15 protein-coding genes are annotated in these 15882 nt (G+C 42.4%); 12 read left to right on the top strand and 3 right to left on the bottom strand.

Annotated features, from left to right (window positions below; genetic code table 11):
* Nucleotides 1–151 precede the first annotated feature (151 nt).
* Entirely contained in the window at nucleotides 152–553 is a 402-nt protein-coding gene (locus BLS65_RS14670; protein ID WP_092440329.1) for an endonuclease domain-containing protein, read from the bottom strand.
* A gap of 374 nt (nucleotides 554–927) precedes the next feature.
* Here BLS65_RS14670 and BLS65_RS14665 point away from each other — a divergent pair, with 374 nt between their 5' ends.
* The gene (locus tag BLS65_RS14665) at nucleotides 928–1650 is read left to right on the top strand and encodes a hypothetical protein (RefSeq protein ID WP_092440327.1); all 723 of its coding nucleotides are present in this window, start codon (nucleotides 928–930) and stop codon (nucleotides 1648–1650) included.
* 350 nt (nucleotides 1651–2000) lie between these two features.
* Nucleotides 2001–6302 (top strand): two-component regulator propeller domain-containing protein, encoded by a 4302-nt coding sequence (locus BLS65_RS14660; protein ID WP_092440325.1) that lies wholly within the window; start codon nucleotides 2001–2003, stop codon nucleotides 6300–6302.
* Nucleotides 6303–6502: 200 nt separating this feature from the next.
* Here the strand turns inward: BLS65_RS14660 and BLS65_RS14655 are convergent, their stop codons facing one another.
* Nucleotides 6503–6895, bottom strand: coding sequence for a DUF3276 family protein (locus tag BLS65_RS14655; protein WP_212590567.1), 393 nt, complete (start codon nucleotides 6893–6895; stop codon nucleotides 6503–6505).
* 352 nt (nucleotides 6896–7247) lie between these two features.
* On the opposite strand from BLS65_RS14655, the gene BLS65_RS14650 reads away from it, so the two are divergent.
* From BLS65_RS14650 to msrA, 9 genes are all read left to right on the top strand, one after another.
* Nucleotides 7248–8204 (top strand): transcription antitermination protein NusB, encoded by a 957-nt coding sequence (locus BLS65_RS14650; RefSeq protein ID WP_092440323.1) that lies wholly within the window; start codon nucleotides 7248–7250, stop codon nucleotides 8202–8204.
* A gap of 39 nt (nucleotides 8205–8243) precedes the next feature.
* Entirely contained in the window at nucleotides 8244–8660 is a 417-nt protein-coding gene (locus tag BLS65_RS14645) for a DUF1573 domain-containing protein (protein ID WP_092440321.1), read from the top strand.
* A gap of 18 nt (nucleotides 8661–8678) precedes the next feature.
* Nucleotides 8679–9002 (top strand): preprotein translocase subunit YajC, encoded by a 324-nt coding sequence (gene yajC / locus BLS65_RS14640; RefSeq protein WP_092440319.1) that lies wholly within the window; start codon nucleotides 8679–8681, stop codon nucleotides 9000–9002.
* A gap of 124 nt (nucleotides 9003–9126) precedes the next feature.
* On the top strand, nucleotides 9127–10125 hold the full coding sequence (locus tag BLS65_RS14635) for a YbbR-like domain-containing protein (RefSeq protein ID WP_125869893.1): 999 nt from the start codon (nucleotides 9127–9129) through the stop codon (nucleotides 10123–10125).
* Between the two features lies 1 nt (nucleotide 10126).
* Nucleotides 10127–10729 (top strand): dephospho-CoA kinase, encoded by a 603-nt coding sequence (gene coaE, locus BLS65_RS14630; RefSeq protein WP_092440315.1) that lies wholly within the window; start codon nucleotides 10127–10129, stop codon nucleotides 10727–10729.
* 3 nt (nucleotides 10730–10732) lie between these two features.
* Nucleotides 10733–11449 (top strand): TerB family tellurite resistance protein, encoded by a 717-nt coding sequence (locus tag BLS65_RS14625; protein ID WP_092440312.1) that lies wholly within the window; start codon nucleotides 10733–10735, stop codon nucleotides 11447–11449.
* A 175-nt stretch (nucleotides 11450–11624) separates the two neighbouring features.
* Complete coding sequence (locus BLS65_RS14620) at nucleotides 11625–12074, top strand: DUF5606 family protein (RefSeq protein ID WP_092440310.1); 450 nt, start codon at nucleotides 11625–11627, stop codon at nucleotides 12072–12074.
* 111 nt (nucleotides 12075–12185) lie between these two features.
* Nucleotides 12186–13892, top strand: a complete 1707-nt coding sequence (locus BLS65_RS14615) for a M3 family oligoendopeptidase (RefSeq protein ID WP_092440308.1) — start codon at nucleotides 12186–12188, stop codon at nucleotides 13890–13892.
* 183 nt (nucleotides 13893–14075) lie between these two features.
* Nucleotides 14076–14723, top strand: coding sequence for a peptide-methionine (S)-S-oxide reductase MsrA (gene msrA / locus BLS65_RS14610; RefSeq protein ID WP_092440306.1), 648 nt, complete (start codon nucleotides 14076–14078; stop codon nucleotides 14721–14723).
* Between the two features lie 73 nt (nucleotides 14724–14796).
* Here msrA and BLS65_RS14605 read toward each other — a convergent pair whose 3' ends face one another.
* Nucleotides 14797–15543, bottom strand: a complete 747-nt coding sequence (locus BLS65_RS14605; RefSeq protein ID WP_092440304.1) for a DUF3137 domain-containing protein — start codon at nucleotides 15541–15543, stop codon at nucleotides 14797–14799.
* A gap of 156 nt (nucleotides 15544–15699) precedes the next feature.
* Between BLS65_RS14605 and BLS65_RS18930 the strand changes: the two genes are divergently transcribed.
* On the top strand, nucleotides 15700–15882 hold a 183-nt coding region (locus BLS65_RS18930), incomplete at its 3' end, for a helix-turn-helix domain-containing protein (protein ID WP_139180972.1).

Below are 15882 nucleotides of genomic sequence, written 5' to 3'. Positions count from 1 at the left end.
CCGGCAAGTATCACCTTTATATTCATTCTCTTTCTATTAGCAACGTGACCCTAACCTGACCTTCCCCTAAGAGGGGAAGGGACGTGCTAACACTATTAGGTTGTTAGGACGGAAGTCTCCCCTTTTAGGGGAGATTTAGAGGGGTCACTAGTTAATTATTACCAAGTTGGTTTTTCATTCGTTCAGAAAGCGCAGTTTTTAGTCTACTCACAACCGCATTGGTATTACTCAATACCTCCTCGTTGGTAAATCGGATAACTTTGAGATCATAAACAAGGGCAACCTCAGCACTTCTGCTTTCATCACGCTCTCTTTGGATTCTACTCTTATGGTAACCACCATCAACTTCCACAATCAAGCGAGCTTCATGGCAATAAAAATCAGCAATGAAATTATATATGGGATGCTGGCGTCGAAATTTCAATCCCAATTGCCCTTTATTTATAGCTCTCCAAAGCGTTTTTTCGGCCTCAGTGGGATGCAATCGAAGCTCACGAGCAAGCTTAATTACCATATCGGAAGCGTTAAAATACATGGAGTAAACCGACTTCATAATAAACAGTTATAGATAAGCCAAGCAACAATCCGTAGTAAAATTAAGAATTTTAGAAATATGAGGAATTTACAGAAGACAATTTTCATTTAATAATGTGACCCTAACCTGACCTTCCCCTAAGAGTGGAAGGGACGTGCTAACACTATTAGGTTGTTAGGACGGAAGTCTCCCCTTTTAGGGGAGATTTAGAGGGGTCACTGCCCGCTACAATTGGTAGTTCTTAAGGTTTTATAGCCGATCATCTTTACTTAGTTGGATTGAGATTATCACAGTTATCATCCTTTTACTTCGATATAAATTTGGAATAAATCAGTGGATACTCACATTCCATTTCGCATAAAGTTGTATTTTGCACCCGTATTTGTTGAACTATGGCGAAATTGAATGAAGATAATATCTATGGGCTGATCCAAAACCTTTTGGGGAAGGAGCATGATATCAGTATTCTGCAGGAGGTTATTGATGTTGACACCCAAATGGCTTACTTCGATCATGTGCACCAGCAAGGGAAAGCATTTATGGCCGAGGAGTTGTCCGCAGTAGAGGCGAAGTTAAACGACAGCACCACCGATCTTGATGGGCTTCGGAATATTCTTGTTTGCCTTGCTATTACCCCTAAAGTTAAAGCCTATAGAATACTGGAGCAGTTTGCCGAGCGTGCCGAAGGCGAAATCCACAGTTGGGCCATTATGGCTTTCCAAGAGAGCCGAGTGCATATTCAAAGCAGCCTAGGAGAACAACCGCATGCCTTAATTTCGTCGGGCATGGGCGGGGAAGGACATCGGCTTCGCTACTTTGTGGTGGTTCAGCCCGGTTCGGCAACCATGTTTTCCGAGCCTCAGAAGGCAATTCTGGAGAAGGAGCTTAACTTTAGCCTGAATAAAGTTGACTCACTCCTTGAGCATATTATTTACTACGACGGTTTTGCATGCCTTACCGTGCTTATCCCTCTTCAAATTTCATTGCCTAACCTCTTTAACGAGGTGATCGAATCGTGCAATCTTCTGGGTGGCTTTCTGAGCGAAAAAATGATTATTACTAATGTCAAAGCACTGGAAGAGGCTGAGGTTAGGAGCATTCTTTCGAAGGGGTAGGTGAGCATTCTTCCCTGCGTATTCTAGCTGAACTGTTTCCCCAACTTCCAGATAAATGCATTAGATGTTCCCTCTTATGGAGCTTTAAAGGGAGACTAGCCGACGATAAACGGGAGCTCCAACCTTTACGACACCTATTCGCCTAACGTGTAATCGCAACGGTTTTACCGGTTATCAACGGTTTATCAACGCTTCGGAAATTTCATTGGGGAAAATCGACGAAAGTCTTTCTGCACGAGAGGATAATTGTGATCTTTTCCACCGTATTATCAATGGATAGCTATGTTTAAGCATTTCCTTTCTTGATCTGGGCAAAAAGTCTTATTTTAGGAGACTGAATCCATTTTGCGATGAAGCGATCATTCGCCATTATCCTAAGCATTATAGTTTTCGCCAACGTATTGTGGGCTCAGGAAAATCCTATCTATACCGCTAAGGTTACGCTGGACAGGTATACTAAGTTCGAAAACTTTACTACCAAGAACGGACTAAGCGATAACCGTGTGACTGCTATTTTTCAGGATAGCCGCGGCTATATGTGGTTTGGCACCGCTAAGGGGTTAAATCGGTTCGATGGATACAGCTTTATTGTTTTTTCGCATACCGATTCGCTCTCTATCTCCTCCAACGAGGTTACTTCCATTGTGGAGGACAAGCATGGTTATTTATGGATTGGAACCTCCAATGGTTTAAACCGATTAGATCCTCGCAACGGAAAGTTTACCCATTTTTATGCAGATGCAAGTCCTAAAAGCATCCTTAAGAATTCCGCCATTAGGGCATTGCTTTACACCTCCGATGGATTCTTGTGGGTGGATTGTGAAGGGGGTGTGTTGAGCAAGATTGAACTGGAATTCATGACCGTGCGCCATTTTATGCGCAAAGGACAAACCAACTCTAATTATCCGTTTAGTTCCATGATCGAATGCCGCAATGGTAAGTCTATTATTGCTGGAGGAGCATCGAGTCCTGTAATTACCATTAACAAGGATAATAACTCTTCGGAGGAACTTCCTGTAATTAGGGATGGCAAAGGAGGGTTGTTTATTCAAGGAGTATCAGATTTTACTTACGATAGCAAAGGAAATTTGTGGATGGGCCAAATTCACGATTACCTAGTAATGCTCGATGCAAAGACAGGCACTGCAAACAACATGCGCTTCCGATCGAAGTATGCCGTGAAGTCCGATGGTAAAGGAAATATTTGGTTGGGCGGATACCGGGGCGGATTAATTCAGTATTCTGAAGATAAGAATGAGATTACTCAATACCAATATAATCAGGATAACCCTTTTTCCATAGCTGGCGATCAAATTTCTCGAATTTACCCCGATAGAAGCGGATGTATATGGATTGCCACCGATGGTGGTCTCTCAAAATATAGCGTTTATGCCAATAAATTCAGCCATTTCTTTCATATTCCCGAAACCGAATCGTTACCATCGAATAAGGTTACTTGCTTTGCCGAAGGGGTCGATGGCATTGTATGGATAGGAACACAGGATCGTGGTCTTGTCCGGTTCGATAGAAATGGATCACATTTCGAGACTATTGGCTTCGATCGCGAAAATACGAATGCAATTGAGTCGCCCTACATAACCTCTATTTCTATTGATAGTAAAGGTGTTTTGTGGCTCAGTCTTTGGGATGGTAAGATTGGTGGGTTGAATAGCTACGACCCTAAGAAACGGAAGGCTACCCGCTTTAAAACCAACGTGGATTACCGGTGGTTTAGTAAAGCATTGGTTGGTCCACGCGACGAAATTTATGCAGGAACATGGGGTGTTGGGTTGTGTATCTTTGATCCAAAAAAAGGCAACTACTCCGACGTGGTGAATGGGTTCTCGCGCAGGTTCTCTGGAAATGATGGCTCTACCTATTCCATTGTTCGTGATAGAAATGATCGTATCTGGTTTTCAACCAAGGGTTATCCATTTTATTTTAACCCAATTCTGAACACTTTCGAAAATTTTCAGCCATCCATTTCTCCCAAATTTCAAGGACCAGAAATTGCCTATTCCAAAGGGAAGACAATACCTAGATTACCTTTCCCCCATGGAGCGTATACTCCTTTTTTGGATGCAGACGGAAACCCTTGGCTTTATAGTAAGGATGGTAACCTCATTTCGTTTAGCGACACTCGTGCACTGCGTGTTCTTCAGTTGAGTCCCGGCATCAACTGCATTACTCCGGCCAACGATGGTGTAGGGTTTTGGGTGGGTATTGCCGATAAAATTGAATATGTTAACAGCCATTCAGGCCTAAGGAAACCTTTGGGTTCAAGCATTCCAACAGGCGAGATATATGCGGTTTACGAGGAGAATAACTATCTTTTTTTAGGCTGTCATACTGGATTAATTAGGCTCAAATTGTCGAAGGATAGGCAAATGGTTGTTGAGGCACAAAAGGTATACAGCTATCCGGTAAGGGCCTTTTGTAGCAATGGCGTAAACGTATATATCGGTGCCGACAATGGGTTGTTCCGCCTAGATAGCGGCCGTATCAAGGTTGTAGGATCGGGATTAGTAAAGGCACCTCAGAATATTTTCGTTCATTCTTTTTTCCTAAACAGCGAGGGCGATTTTTTTGTAGGCACGAGCGATGGGTTGTACTTCCTCCCCAGCTGCAATAAGATATTTAAGCATTACCCGTGCGATGCAACCTCGGAAACATCGCTCCATAGCAATAACATACTTTCCATTGCACAAGATATAAAAGGGTTGGTGTGGCTAGGTACTGAAAGCTATGTGTCGACATTTGATCGATCTACCCAGAAATTTTTTACCTACAACCTTCCCGGGAATGATGCCCTTTCGAGTAGCTTAATTTCCGATATGTTGTTCGATTCCAAAGGAAATCTCTGGATAGGTACAACTACCAAAAGTGGATTAAATCGACTGAATCTGGCAACGGGTTATATCGATTATTTTGTTTCAAGATCGTACCAAAGCAAGGGATTAAAAGGCAACGAAATTGTTTGCCTTTTCGAAGATTCAAAGAAGCGGATTTGGGTAGGCACTGAGGTTGGATTGAATTTGCTTCTTCCCAATGGCCGTGACTTTGCACTTTTTGATAAAAAAACATGTCTGCCTACAGGAACCATTAATTCGATACTAGAGGATGCGCATGGAAACCTTTGGTTAGCTACGGAGAATGGATTATGCTGTATCGATTTAGTTCGAAATACAACTCAGAGGTTTACGGTTGGCGATGGGCTTCAGCACAACAAGTTCGCTCCACGAAGTGCGATCAAGTTGCGTTCGGGCGAGTTATTATTCGGAGGGGAAGCTGGTTTTAATCTAATTGACCCAGATAGCGTAAGTTTGAATCATACACCACCAATTGCCGGGATATCTGGTGTGTGGGTAAATGGAAAACGCTTGTTTTACGAAGCAGCTTCCCTTAAGACAATCGAGCTTAAGCATTCGGAGAGGAATATAAACTTTGAGTTAACCTCCCTCGATTTTAATTATCCCGAAAAGAATAGATATGCCTACCAGCTGGAGGGTTATGATACTACTTGGATCGAAACCGTGGCATCTGATCGATTGGTGCAGTATAGTAATCTAGGCCCTGGCCATTACCTCTTTCGCTTAAAGAGTTGCAATAGCGATGGGGTATGGAGTGCCGAAGAGGTTTGCCTTGCAGTTGTGGTGGATTCTCCGTTTTGGCAAGATTGGTGGTTCATAGTTTTGTCCCTGATTTTTATCAGTGGATTCGTTTTCTTTATAGGTGAACTGCGGGAGCGGAGGTTACGGAATGATAAGCTGCTGTTGGAAAAAACCGTTGCCGACCGTACTTCCATACTTTTGGCCCAGCGTGAGGAGATTATTAGCCAACGCGATGCCCTTCAGCGGCAGCATAATGAGATTGAACGGTATAATTACCAACTCTCGGAGAGTTTAGAGTTTGCAAAGCATTTGCAGGATTCTCATATGCAGAGTGCTTCGGAACTGGATATTATTTGTAGTAACCACTTTCTGATATACCAACCAAAGTATTTGGTTGGAGGTGATTTTTATTGGGCCAACAATGTAAACGATAATGTGATTTTTTGTGTGGTAGATTGCACGGGTCATGGTGTTCCTGGTGCATTGATGAGCATGGTTGGCTTAGTGGCAATTAAGGATGTAGTATTAAATCAGAAACTTTACGATCCGGCTCAAGTGCTGGAGAGTGTACACCAAAAAATTGTATCCACCCTGACGGCAGGTAATCCCGGCGATTCTGTATCGAGCGCAATGGATGTTGCTTTTGGCGTTCTCAACCGGAAGACCGGGACGTTAAGATTCTCCGGCGCTCACTGCCCCATTTTTATCATCAGAGATGCTTATACAACCTTCCCTTCGCTGATTGAAATTCCGGGCGATAAAAGACTTGTTGGCAGTCCTCTCTTTCGAAGCAACTTTACCAATCATACTATTGAAGTAGCCAAAGGGGATATGATTTACCTCTTTACCGATGGACTTGTGGACCAGCTGGAGGAGCATCTACGACGAAAGTTCTCGCGCAGCTTGGCTCGCGAAATGTTTACCGAAATTGCCTGTTTGGGTATGGACGAGCAACGAACGGAAATCCTACGGCGCATTACGGAATGGAAGGGCACCGATACCCAAACCGATGACATTACCGTTTTTGGGATTAGGGTGTAACGGTGAGATGTTTGGCGGATTGGTCGTAATGAAATTATTAAACTACGGAAGTTGAGTAATCTCCGCATTTATGGGGAGAGGTTTGCGGATTCGTTACTCGAACCAATTCTTCTGTTCCTATATGGCGGCGCAATCAATTTAGATGCACTTGGCAAAATATGTTCGCACCGCCATGGATTTAAAGCGAATAGCTGCTTGTCCTATTTCTTATCCAGATCGTCAAAATTGAAGCTGGCAAAACCGTTGGCCATTTCGCCTTCGGCAACGGCCAGCATTTCTTGGTCGTCGTCTATTCGGTAGTATAGTTCAGGGCTTCCTTGTGTGTTCTTAATGTAATCGACTACTTCCTGAAGACCATCCGCAAATTTGTCGAAGTCCTCCTTGTAGAGAAATATCTTGTGCTTGTCGTAGAAAAAACGACCATCCTTGCCAACTCGCTTTTTGCTCTCGGTGATAGTCAGATAGTAGTCATCCCCTTTTGTGGCTTTTACATCAAAAAAGTAGGTGCGCTTTCCTGCTCTAACTGCTTTCGAAAAAATATCAACGTTGTCTTCTTTCTCGTACCCCTCTTGCTTGTCGTCGTCCATTATCATTGCAAACTTGGTTTGGTTCAACTTGGCTTTACACGGTGCCAAAAATATAAAAAATTCTTTCTGTTCTAATTCTAATTCCTTTTTTCCTTTCGCATATGCTTTAATTATTGGGAAATGCACAAAACTTCGATACTCCTTCTAGAGGGGCATTCATCTGATGCTGTGGCGCAGAACTACTATTTATCTAGGCTCGAGGAGTATTCTTGTGTCTGTTAATTTTTAGATTGCTCTGGATTGGATTGTAAGAGGACATTTAGGACGGATTCAAATTTGTTTTTTGTAAGCAATTCAAAAAGACTATCTTTGCACCATATTTGCGTAACGATTATTTTTTAACAGGCTCTTGACCAGTATGATAAGTAGACGGTTGCTTAGGATTAAAGTTGCAAAAACTATTTACGGGCATCTTCAAACGCCCGACCGCACTCTGGCCCAGTCAGAAAAGGAACTCCTCCACAGTATAAAAAAGTTCAACGATCTCTATCATCTTTTTCTCTCTTTGATTGTTGAGGTTGCCGATTATTCTCAATCGAGAATGGACATAGGTAAGCAAAAGCATATACCTACGGCTGCAGAGAAAGATCCCAACACCCGATTTGTTAATAATGCTGTGGTAGACATGCTCCGTAACAACGAAGCGCTTGGGGTGTATATTCATTCCAACAAGTTATCGTGGGTAAACTATCCGGAGATGGTAAAGAAGTTCTTTGTTAATATGTCCACAAAGGAGTATTTTCAGAACTATCTCAATAGTGACACTTGCGATTTTAAAGCAGATAAACAGCTAGTTGTTAATTTCTTGACCAACGAGGTTGAAGATTTTGACGATCTATACTCCTGCCTCGAAGAGCAGAGTATTTTCTGGATGGACGAGATTGAGTTTGTGCTAGGAATGGTAATCAAAACGGTAAAGGGTTTCAAGGAAGAGAAGGGGGGGAAGTGCGAACTTATGCCTCTCTACAAGGAGTCGGAGGACGAAGATTTTGCAACTCGATTGTTGCGCCGTGCTGTGATTAAGCGCTCCGAGTATCTCGACCTTATTGGTCTCCATTCGAGCAACTGGGATGTGGAACGAATTGCCTTTATGGATACGGTGATAATGCTCACCGCCATTTCCGAGATAGCCGAGTTCCCTAATATCCCCATCAAGGTGTCCTTTAATGAGTATATCGATTTGGCAAAGTTGTTTAGTACTCCAAATTCGGCCAGCTTTATAAATGGTGTGCTCGATAAGATTATCAATCAGATGAAGAACGAGAACAAGATTGTCAAATCTGGGAAGGGATTGGTCGGCGAAGACGCAGTGTAAATTTGCCTTTCAAACAACCTGAATGAAAATGTTTTTTAAATGAGAAATTGTTGGTTTCTTGTAGCGCTCTTAGTAGCGTTGGTTACTGGCTGTAATGGTAAGCAATCGGGACCTCAGGGTATGGGTTCAGTTGATTCTACGATCAAGCCTAAGGTTGTTTTTGTTGAAAATTTTTTCGATTTCGGCAACATTAAGCAGGGTGAAACCGTTTCACATACGTTCTTTTTCAAAAATGAGGGAACAGGGAACCTAATCATCTTGGATGCAATCCCCAGCTGCGGATGTACAATGCCTCGCTTTTCGAAGGAGCCGGTGGCACCCGGGGCACAAGGACAAGTCGAGGTTCTTTTTAATACCGAGGGATGGGATGGATCCCAAATTAAGCAAGTTACGCTTAAGTTAAATACCGAGAGGGGTTTTTCTACCGTAACTATTCGTGCCAATGTAATTGAATAACCTTTAAATTAGATAGATATGTTTACCAACTTAATTCTTCTTCAAGCAGCTCCAGCTGCAGCACAAGGACAAAGCTACTCTTTCCTAATTATGATGGCTTTGGTTTTTGTTGTTATGTATTTCTTCATGATTCGTCCACAGACTAAGCGTCAAAAGGAACTTAGAAAGTTTCAAGAGGCGCTGAAAAAGGGTGACAAGATTGTTACTACCGGTGGTATTTATGGAAAAGTATGGGAAATACGCGAGCAGTATATTATTATCGAAATTGATGATAATTGTAAGATTCGCTGCGATAAGAGCGCAATTCTTCGCGATCCTTCCGATCTTCAACAAGCAAAGTAAGGCTTAAACCAAGAATAAAGGGTTCAGTGCTAATAGCCTGAACCCTTATTTTTTTGGGGTAATCGTTCAATTGCCGCAATCATTATTATTTCTAACTTGCACCCTGTAATCATGGGTGATATTTGTGGATACTAGGTTTTTTAAGCAATTTGGCGAAGCATTTTCGAAGCGCAAAATTAAAATAGACGAAAAGGTGGTCATCTTCCTTTTCTTCCTTTTTTTTGCCTCCATACTTTGGTATTTGAACAAGCTTAACCGAGAGTATACCATTGACCTCAACTACCAAGTAAGATACTTTAACCTGCCTTCCGATAAAGTATTTGTCAATGATGAGCAGGTAAAGGTTAAGATAAAAGTTAGGGCATACGGTTATACCCTGCTCAAGTTTAAAATGAATTCCGTTCTGGTTCCGTTAAATGTGGATCTGTCGCAGGTAAAGTTGCGCAAGCTTACTGGATCAAAGAATACCTACTTCTTCACTACCAATCGCATTCAAACAATCTTAGCTGATCAGCTCAATCCGGATATGCAACTTGAACAGCTACTTCCCGATACGCTTTTTCTAGAGTTATCAAAAATGGTGATGAAGCGAGTTCCAGTTAGGTCCATGTTGCACCTTAACTTCGAAAAGCAATACATGCTCTGTGGCTCTCAATTGTTAATACCAGATACCATTATGGCAAGCGGACCTGCTCCGCTAATGGATACCTTGACGGCTTGGCCTACACAATCGGAAACTCTCGATAATCTTCATAAATCAACCACAGGAAGTTTGTCCTTGGTGGACATTACAGGCCTATCTAGCAATATTTCACGTATCGATTATCGTTTAGAGGTTGAGAAATTCACGGAGGGATCATACGACGTTCCTGTTGAAACGATTAACTTGCCCAGTGGATATCAACTACAGCCATTGCCTTCGAGTGTGCATGTTACCTATATGGTGGCAATGAGTAGGTATAAGGAGGTTACTGCAAGCAACTTTAAACTCGTAATCGATTACTCCGAAATAGCCAATAGGTTGGGCGATAGGTTGAAAGTGAATGTTTCTTCTCAGCCAGACTTTGTGAGCAAGGTTACCCTCGACCCTGTATTTGTGGAGTATATTATTCAAAAAGACTAGTATGGTAAAGGTTGGACTTACAGGTGGTATTGGAAGTGGAAAATCCTTTGTGGCAGCACTTTTTGCGGAATTTGGTGTTCCGGTATACCAGGCCGATATCGAAGCCAAAATGCTCATTGAGGTCGACCCCGATATAGTGAAAGCATACAAGAGTTTTTTTGGTAATGATATATATACCCCGCTTGGACTAAATCGGAAGCAAGTTGCCACGTTGGTTTTTGGCGATCAAGAACTATTAAAGCGGGTTAACCAAGTTGTGCATCCTGCCGTTGCTCGTCATTTTGATGAGTGGTTGGTTCAACATAAGGATGCCAGCTACGTGATTCATGAGGCAGCAATCCTATTCGAGAGCAAATCCAACGAACGTATGGATAGGGTAATTACAGTGTCGGCTCCGGAATCTATTCGTATGGCCAGGGTGATGGAGCGCGATGGAGTTAGCGAGGAGGCAGTTAAACTCCGAATGAATAACCAGATGAAGGAGGAGGAACGATTGGCGAAAGCCGATTATGTGATTTTAAATGATGAATTGCAGCTGCTTTTACCTCAGGTGGTAGAGCTGCACCATAAGCTTATCGAATTGTCAAAAAGCAAACAGTTTTAGTATATGGGATATAGTAAATGGGTTTCCGGCGCTTTGGGCTGGTTTTTTCTTGGCCCAATTGGGGGAATTGCAGGTTTTGCATTGGGCGCATTGCTCGATAGTTCTGGTTCTGGCACCAAAATATACACGGGACAGAATACGCGCGACGGCTTTACCATGAGTTTGCTGATCTTGGTTTCGGCCATGATGAAGGCCGACGGCAAGGTGGTGAAGGCAGAACTTGATTATGTAAAGGAGTTCTTTGTGAAGAGTTTTGGAGTGGAGGTGGCTCAGGAAGCCATGATTCTACTTCGAGATATGCTCAAAAAAGAGGTTCCTGTAAGAGAGGTCTGCTTGCAGATTCGTGATAATATCGACTATGCAGCGAGGCTACAGCTTATTCACTTCCTCTTTGGTATTGGCAAGGCCGATGGCAAAATTAGTCAGGAAGAGATAACCCTAGTCGAAGAAATTGCCGGATTCTTAGGCATATCGCCACAGGAATATACTTCTATCAAGGCCATGTTTATCGATAATACTGAGTGGGCTTATCAGGTTTTAGAGATTGAGCGCTCGGCTACCGACGAACAGGTGAAACGGGCTTACCGTCAGATGGCCATAAAGTACCATCCCGACAAGGTTAGCAACCTAGGTGAGGATGTTCAGCGGGCGGCCAATGAGAAAATTAAAAAGGTAAATGACGCATACGACAAGATAAAGAAGGAGCGGGGCACACTTTAAACTTAGGAAAGGGTGAAATTGTAGCATGATTTTAATCTCATGGATTGCCACTTTTAGATCAGTTTAACCCCTACGATTGACATAAATTTGATTTAGCATACATTTATTGAGTGTCATTCGAATAATTTTTGTTTAACTTTGCCATTCAGCAATAAAAATTAGAAAGATTATAATCATGAGCACGGAATTAAATTTAAAGAAGATTATCTCCATTTCGGGACAACCAGGTTTGTTTCAATTCGTATCTCAAAGTCGGAATGGTATTATTGTTGAATCGCTGTTGGATCAAAAGCGCATGAACGCTTCAGCAAGTGCCAAAGTTTCGTCGTTGGGCGATATAGCCGTTTACACCGAAACTGGTGAGGCTCCACTGAGAGATGTTTTGAAGAATATCCGTACCAAAGAGAATGGTGGACAAGCCCTTTCGGGTAAGGCAACCAACGACCAGTTGAAAGCATACTTGCTCGAGGTTCTTCCCGACTATGATAGCGATAAGGTTTATGCTTCCGATATTAAGAAGATGGTTTCTTGGTATAACTTGCTTCAATCGAAGGATATGCTCGCTCTTCTCGACATTGAAGAGGAAGCAAACGAAGCAACTGCTGAAGCTGATAAGGCTGAGTAATTTGTAATTCGTTTAATCGAAAAGTATTTGAGCGCTGCTTCTGCTAGAAGTGGCGCTTCTTGTTATAGTTCATCCCATATTCCATCTTCGCAAAGTAAATACTAGCCATTTATGAATCGAAATAGCGATAAACTTCTTCCAGCGGACCTAACGCCCGAAACCGTGGCGTCGCTTTATCATGAGTTGGAAAGCATGCCTTTAACCAATACGAATGAGGTTACCGAAATGCTTGCGAGATGGACAAACGTTGAGGATGCCCTAGGGGAGGCTCATGCCAAACTCTACATACAGTTTAGCCAAAATACGGGCAATGAAGAGTTTCGAAAGCTACTCGATTCATTTATTGAAGAGGTGGAGCCAGTGGCCGAGGAGGCCTGCGATAGGTTGAACAAGCTACTTATGCATAATCCCGTGGCCAAACAGTATTTGGAAACCACGGAGAATGCTTTTTTTCAACAGGTTAAACGACGTATTGAAATCTTTCGCCAGGAGAATGTGGCTGTTTCGGCATCGACCGAAATTTTATCACAAGATCATGCTGAACTTACCGGTGGGCTAACCATACTCTACCAAGATAATACGCTTACGATGGAGCAGGCTTATGCCTTGCTTGAGGGCAACAACCGAGATAATCGCGAAGAAATATATCGGCTTATGTTGGAGAAGCGTATCGGAATAAGAACCGAGCTGCATGGCCTAATGGATAAGTTGCTAAAGATGCGCTACCAGATTGCCATAAATGCAGGGTTCAAGAATTACCGTGATTTTCGCCACTTTGAGCTGGAACGTTTCGATTATTCAGTAGCCGATGTGGTTTCGCTTCATGGAACTATTCAGCAGCACTTTGTTCCCTTAGCCGACAAGGTTATGATTCGTCGCAAGCAACTGTTGGGCTATTCCGAACTCATGCCTTGGGATTTGGCCACTGATCCGGAGATGAGAGCCCCACTTCAACCGTTTCATACGGCTCAAGAGTTAATTGAGGGAGGAAGGGAGACCCTTTACGCTATCGACCTTCGGTTGGGACAACTGCTCGATGAAATGGAGGTCAACGGCCACCTCGATCTCGAATCCCGTGACAAGAAAGCTTCCGGGGCCTTTTCTTTTAATTTGCCACAGAGCAACGCATCGTTCCTTTTTATGAATGCTGCCGGAACTCACGACGACGTGGTTACCCTTATGCATGAGATGGGACATGCGCTCCACGATAAGCTCTGTGGTCACCACCCATTCTATTTTCATAAGAATTTTCCAATGGAGGTAGCCGAATTGGCCTCTATGTCGCTTGAGTTAATTTCATCTTCATTTTGGACTCCCTTCTATCCCGAAAAGACCGATCTTAATCGAGCGAGAGTAAACCTGCTCGAGGGCGTTGTGCTTGGACTACCATGGATTGCAGCGGTAGATGAGTTTCAACATTGGTTGTACACGCATCCCGAGCATAGCCAATCGGAGCGCGATACGGCTTGGACCAAAATATATAAAAAGTATGCCTGCCATGAGGTTTGCTATGCGGGGGTTGAGGAGGCGTTTGTATTTGGATGGCAGCATCAATCGCACATTTATGAGGAACCATTCTACTATATTGAGTACGCAATAGCTCAACTTGGCGCTCTGGAACTTTGGATGCACTATCAGGAGCAGGGAGACGAAGCGCTACAGCAATTCTTCAGCGCATTGGCTTTGGGTGGGCAATCCTCCGTCACTGAAATCTATAGGCAAGCCGGATTGAATTTCACTTTCTCGGAAAGTAGGATAGTTAAGTTGGCTCAGTTTTTGGGCGAGCAGCTGGATGTTGCCTATGCCGTGAAAGGTTAGATGTGAATAGAGTCTTTAGAAAACAGATGGGTGTTGATGGTCATATGGTTTGCACGCTTCCGATCATTTGAGGGTGTTCATTATCTTCTCCTTATTTACTGCTCAATATTCTATGCCATATATTCATTTTTGCATACCGTAAACTTATTCCGCGTTTGCCTGTTCTTTATGGAAAGTTAGATTATGAAGACAACCATTTCAATTGTTTTTTTGCTATTAGTTGCGGGAGGGCTATCCCAACAATGTGCCAGCGAACCGCAAAAAACACAACATAAGGAGCGAATGATGACAGCAACCGAGAATCTCGATACAGCAACCCTTGCCGGTGGTTGTTTCTGGTGTATTGAAGCAGTATTCCAGCAGTTAAACGGCGTAATGCTTGTCAAATCAGGCTATACAGGAGGTGAGGTGGTAAATCCCACCTACGATGCAGTTTGCAGTGGTTCCACGGGTCATGCCGAAGCCATACAAATTGTTTACGATCCAACGAAGGTTTCCTTTGCCAAACTCTTAGAGGTATTCTTTACCGTGCACGATCCTACCACGCTCAATAGGCAAGGAGCCGATGCCGGAACTCAATACCGTTCTGCTGTTTTTTACCATAGCGACGATCAACGGAAGATGGCCGAAACAGTTATTGCAAAACTGAATAGCAGTGGCACTTGGACCAATCCTATTGTGACCGAAATAAAGCCGGTAAAACCCTTTTATGTGGCGGAAAAATACCACCAAAATTACTTTAACGATAATAAGCAACAGCCCTATTGTCGTATGGTGATTCAACCCAAGATGGAGAAGTTTCAAAAGGTGTTTAAGGAGATTATTAAATAGTATGCCAATTCGACAATTTGCCAATGAAATCAAGGGAGTTAAACGGGTGTTAGAAGAAGTTAGAGAAGAAAAATTATTTCCAAATTCTCTCGTTCAATCTTAACGCATCAACAATTTTAAGAATGGTTACCGTTTCTTTCTGAAATCGTATAAAGATTCTATCTTCTTTTACTGATTTAGATAAACTTGGCTCAAATATCTGCTTATTATAAAGAAGTATTGCTACTTTGTTATTTGAGAATGCCACGTTTATTTTACACTTATCTAGTTGATATTTTAGGTTAAGCAATCTTTCCATAAAAGAATAGGATAATAAATATCTTGCCTCAATTTCATCGTTTGATGAAGTTGAGAATGCTGCTTCAAATTCTGGATTTTCTAGGGCAATACTATTATTTTTATAGTGAGAGATAACTTGTAGGCTATCAACTTTCTTTGTCCCACCATTGTCGTAAAATTCATTGTCGAAAATGATTGTTTCTGAATTTATTGTCTTGTTAAACTCAGCAATAATTAGTGTTGATGGTTTAAAGAAATTATCTCCTTTTTTGGAATCTTTGCTTTCAAAGGATATTTCGCCTATCTGTAATTTAACCCCTTTGTAATTGCCATTGAAATAATCATTGCCTTGCAGCGATTCCGTGTATTTTATATCAAATAGGCCTGTTTGTTGAACATCTTCAAGGGGAAGTGATTCACTGCTATATTCAAAGCTGCTATCGATTTGCTTTAGCATAGCAGCAATATATTCATGCTTTATAGAATCAAAAAATTTTTTAAAATCGTCACGATGCGATGTAGCTTGAAATACGATTATCATATCCTAAATTCAAGTAACAAATGCAACTTATAGGATTGATTGGAGAGAAAGGAATTGCATTTTTTCAGAACAGGAAGATGAGAATTACTCACCTTCGCTGCTCCGATGGAAAAAATGTGGTTCTTTACCCCCTAAGTCCTCTAAAAATAAGTTGTAATGGCGCACATCAACCAAGAGCAAAGGTATGTAATTACCCTCATGCTACAGCAAGGCAAGCTACAAAAAGAAATAGCCCTGTTTATCAACCGAAGCCCTTCCGTGATATCCCGGGAGATTCGCAGGAACAGGGATGCCAAAACGGGCATTTACGAGAGCAACGTGGCGCAGCGTGCCTACGAG

This window comes from Williamwhitmania taraxaci, assembly GCF_900096565.1.
Taxonomy (GTDB): Bacteria; Bacteroidota; Bacteroidia; order Bacteroidales; family Williamwhitmaniaceae; genus Williamwhitmania; species Williamwhitmania taraxaci.
The sequence above is the reverse complement of the archived record's forward strand: the minus strand, read 5'-3'. Positions and strand labels throughout refer to the sequence as shown.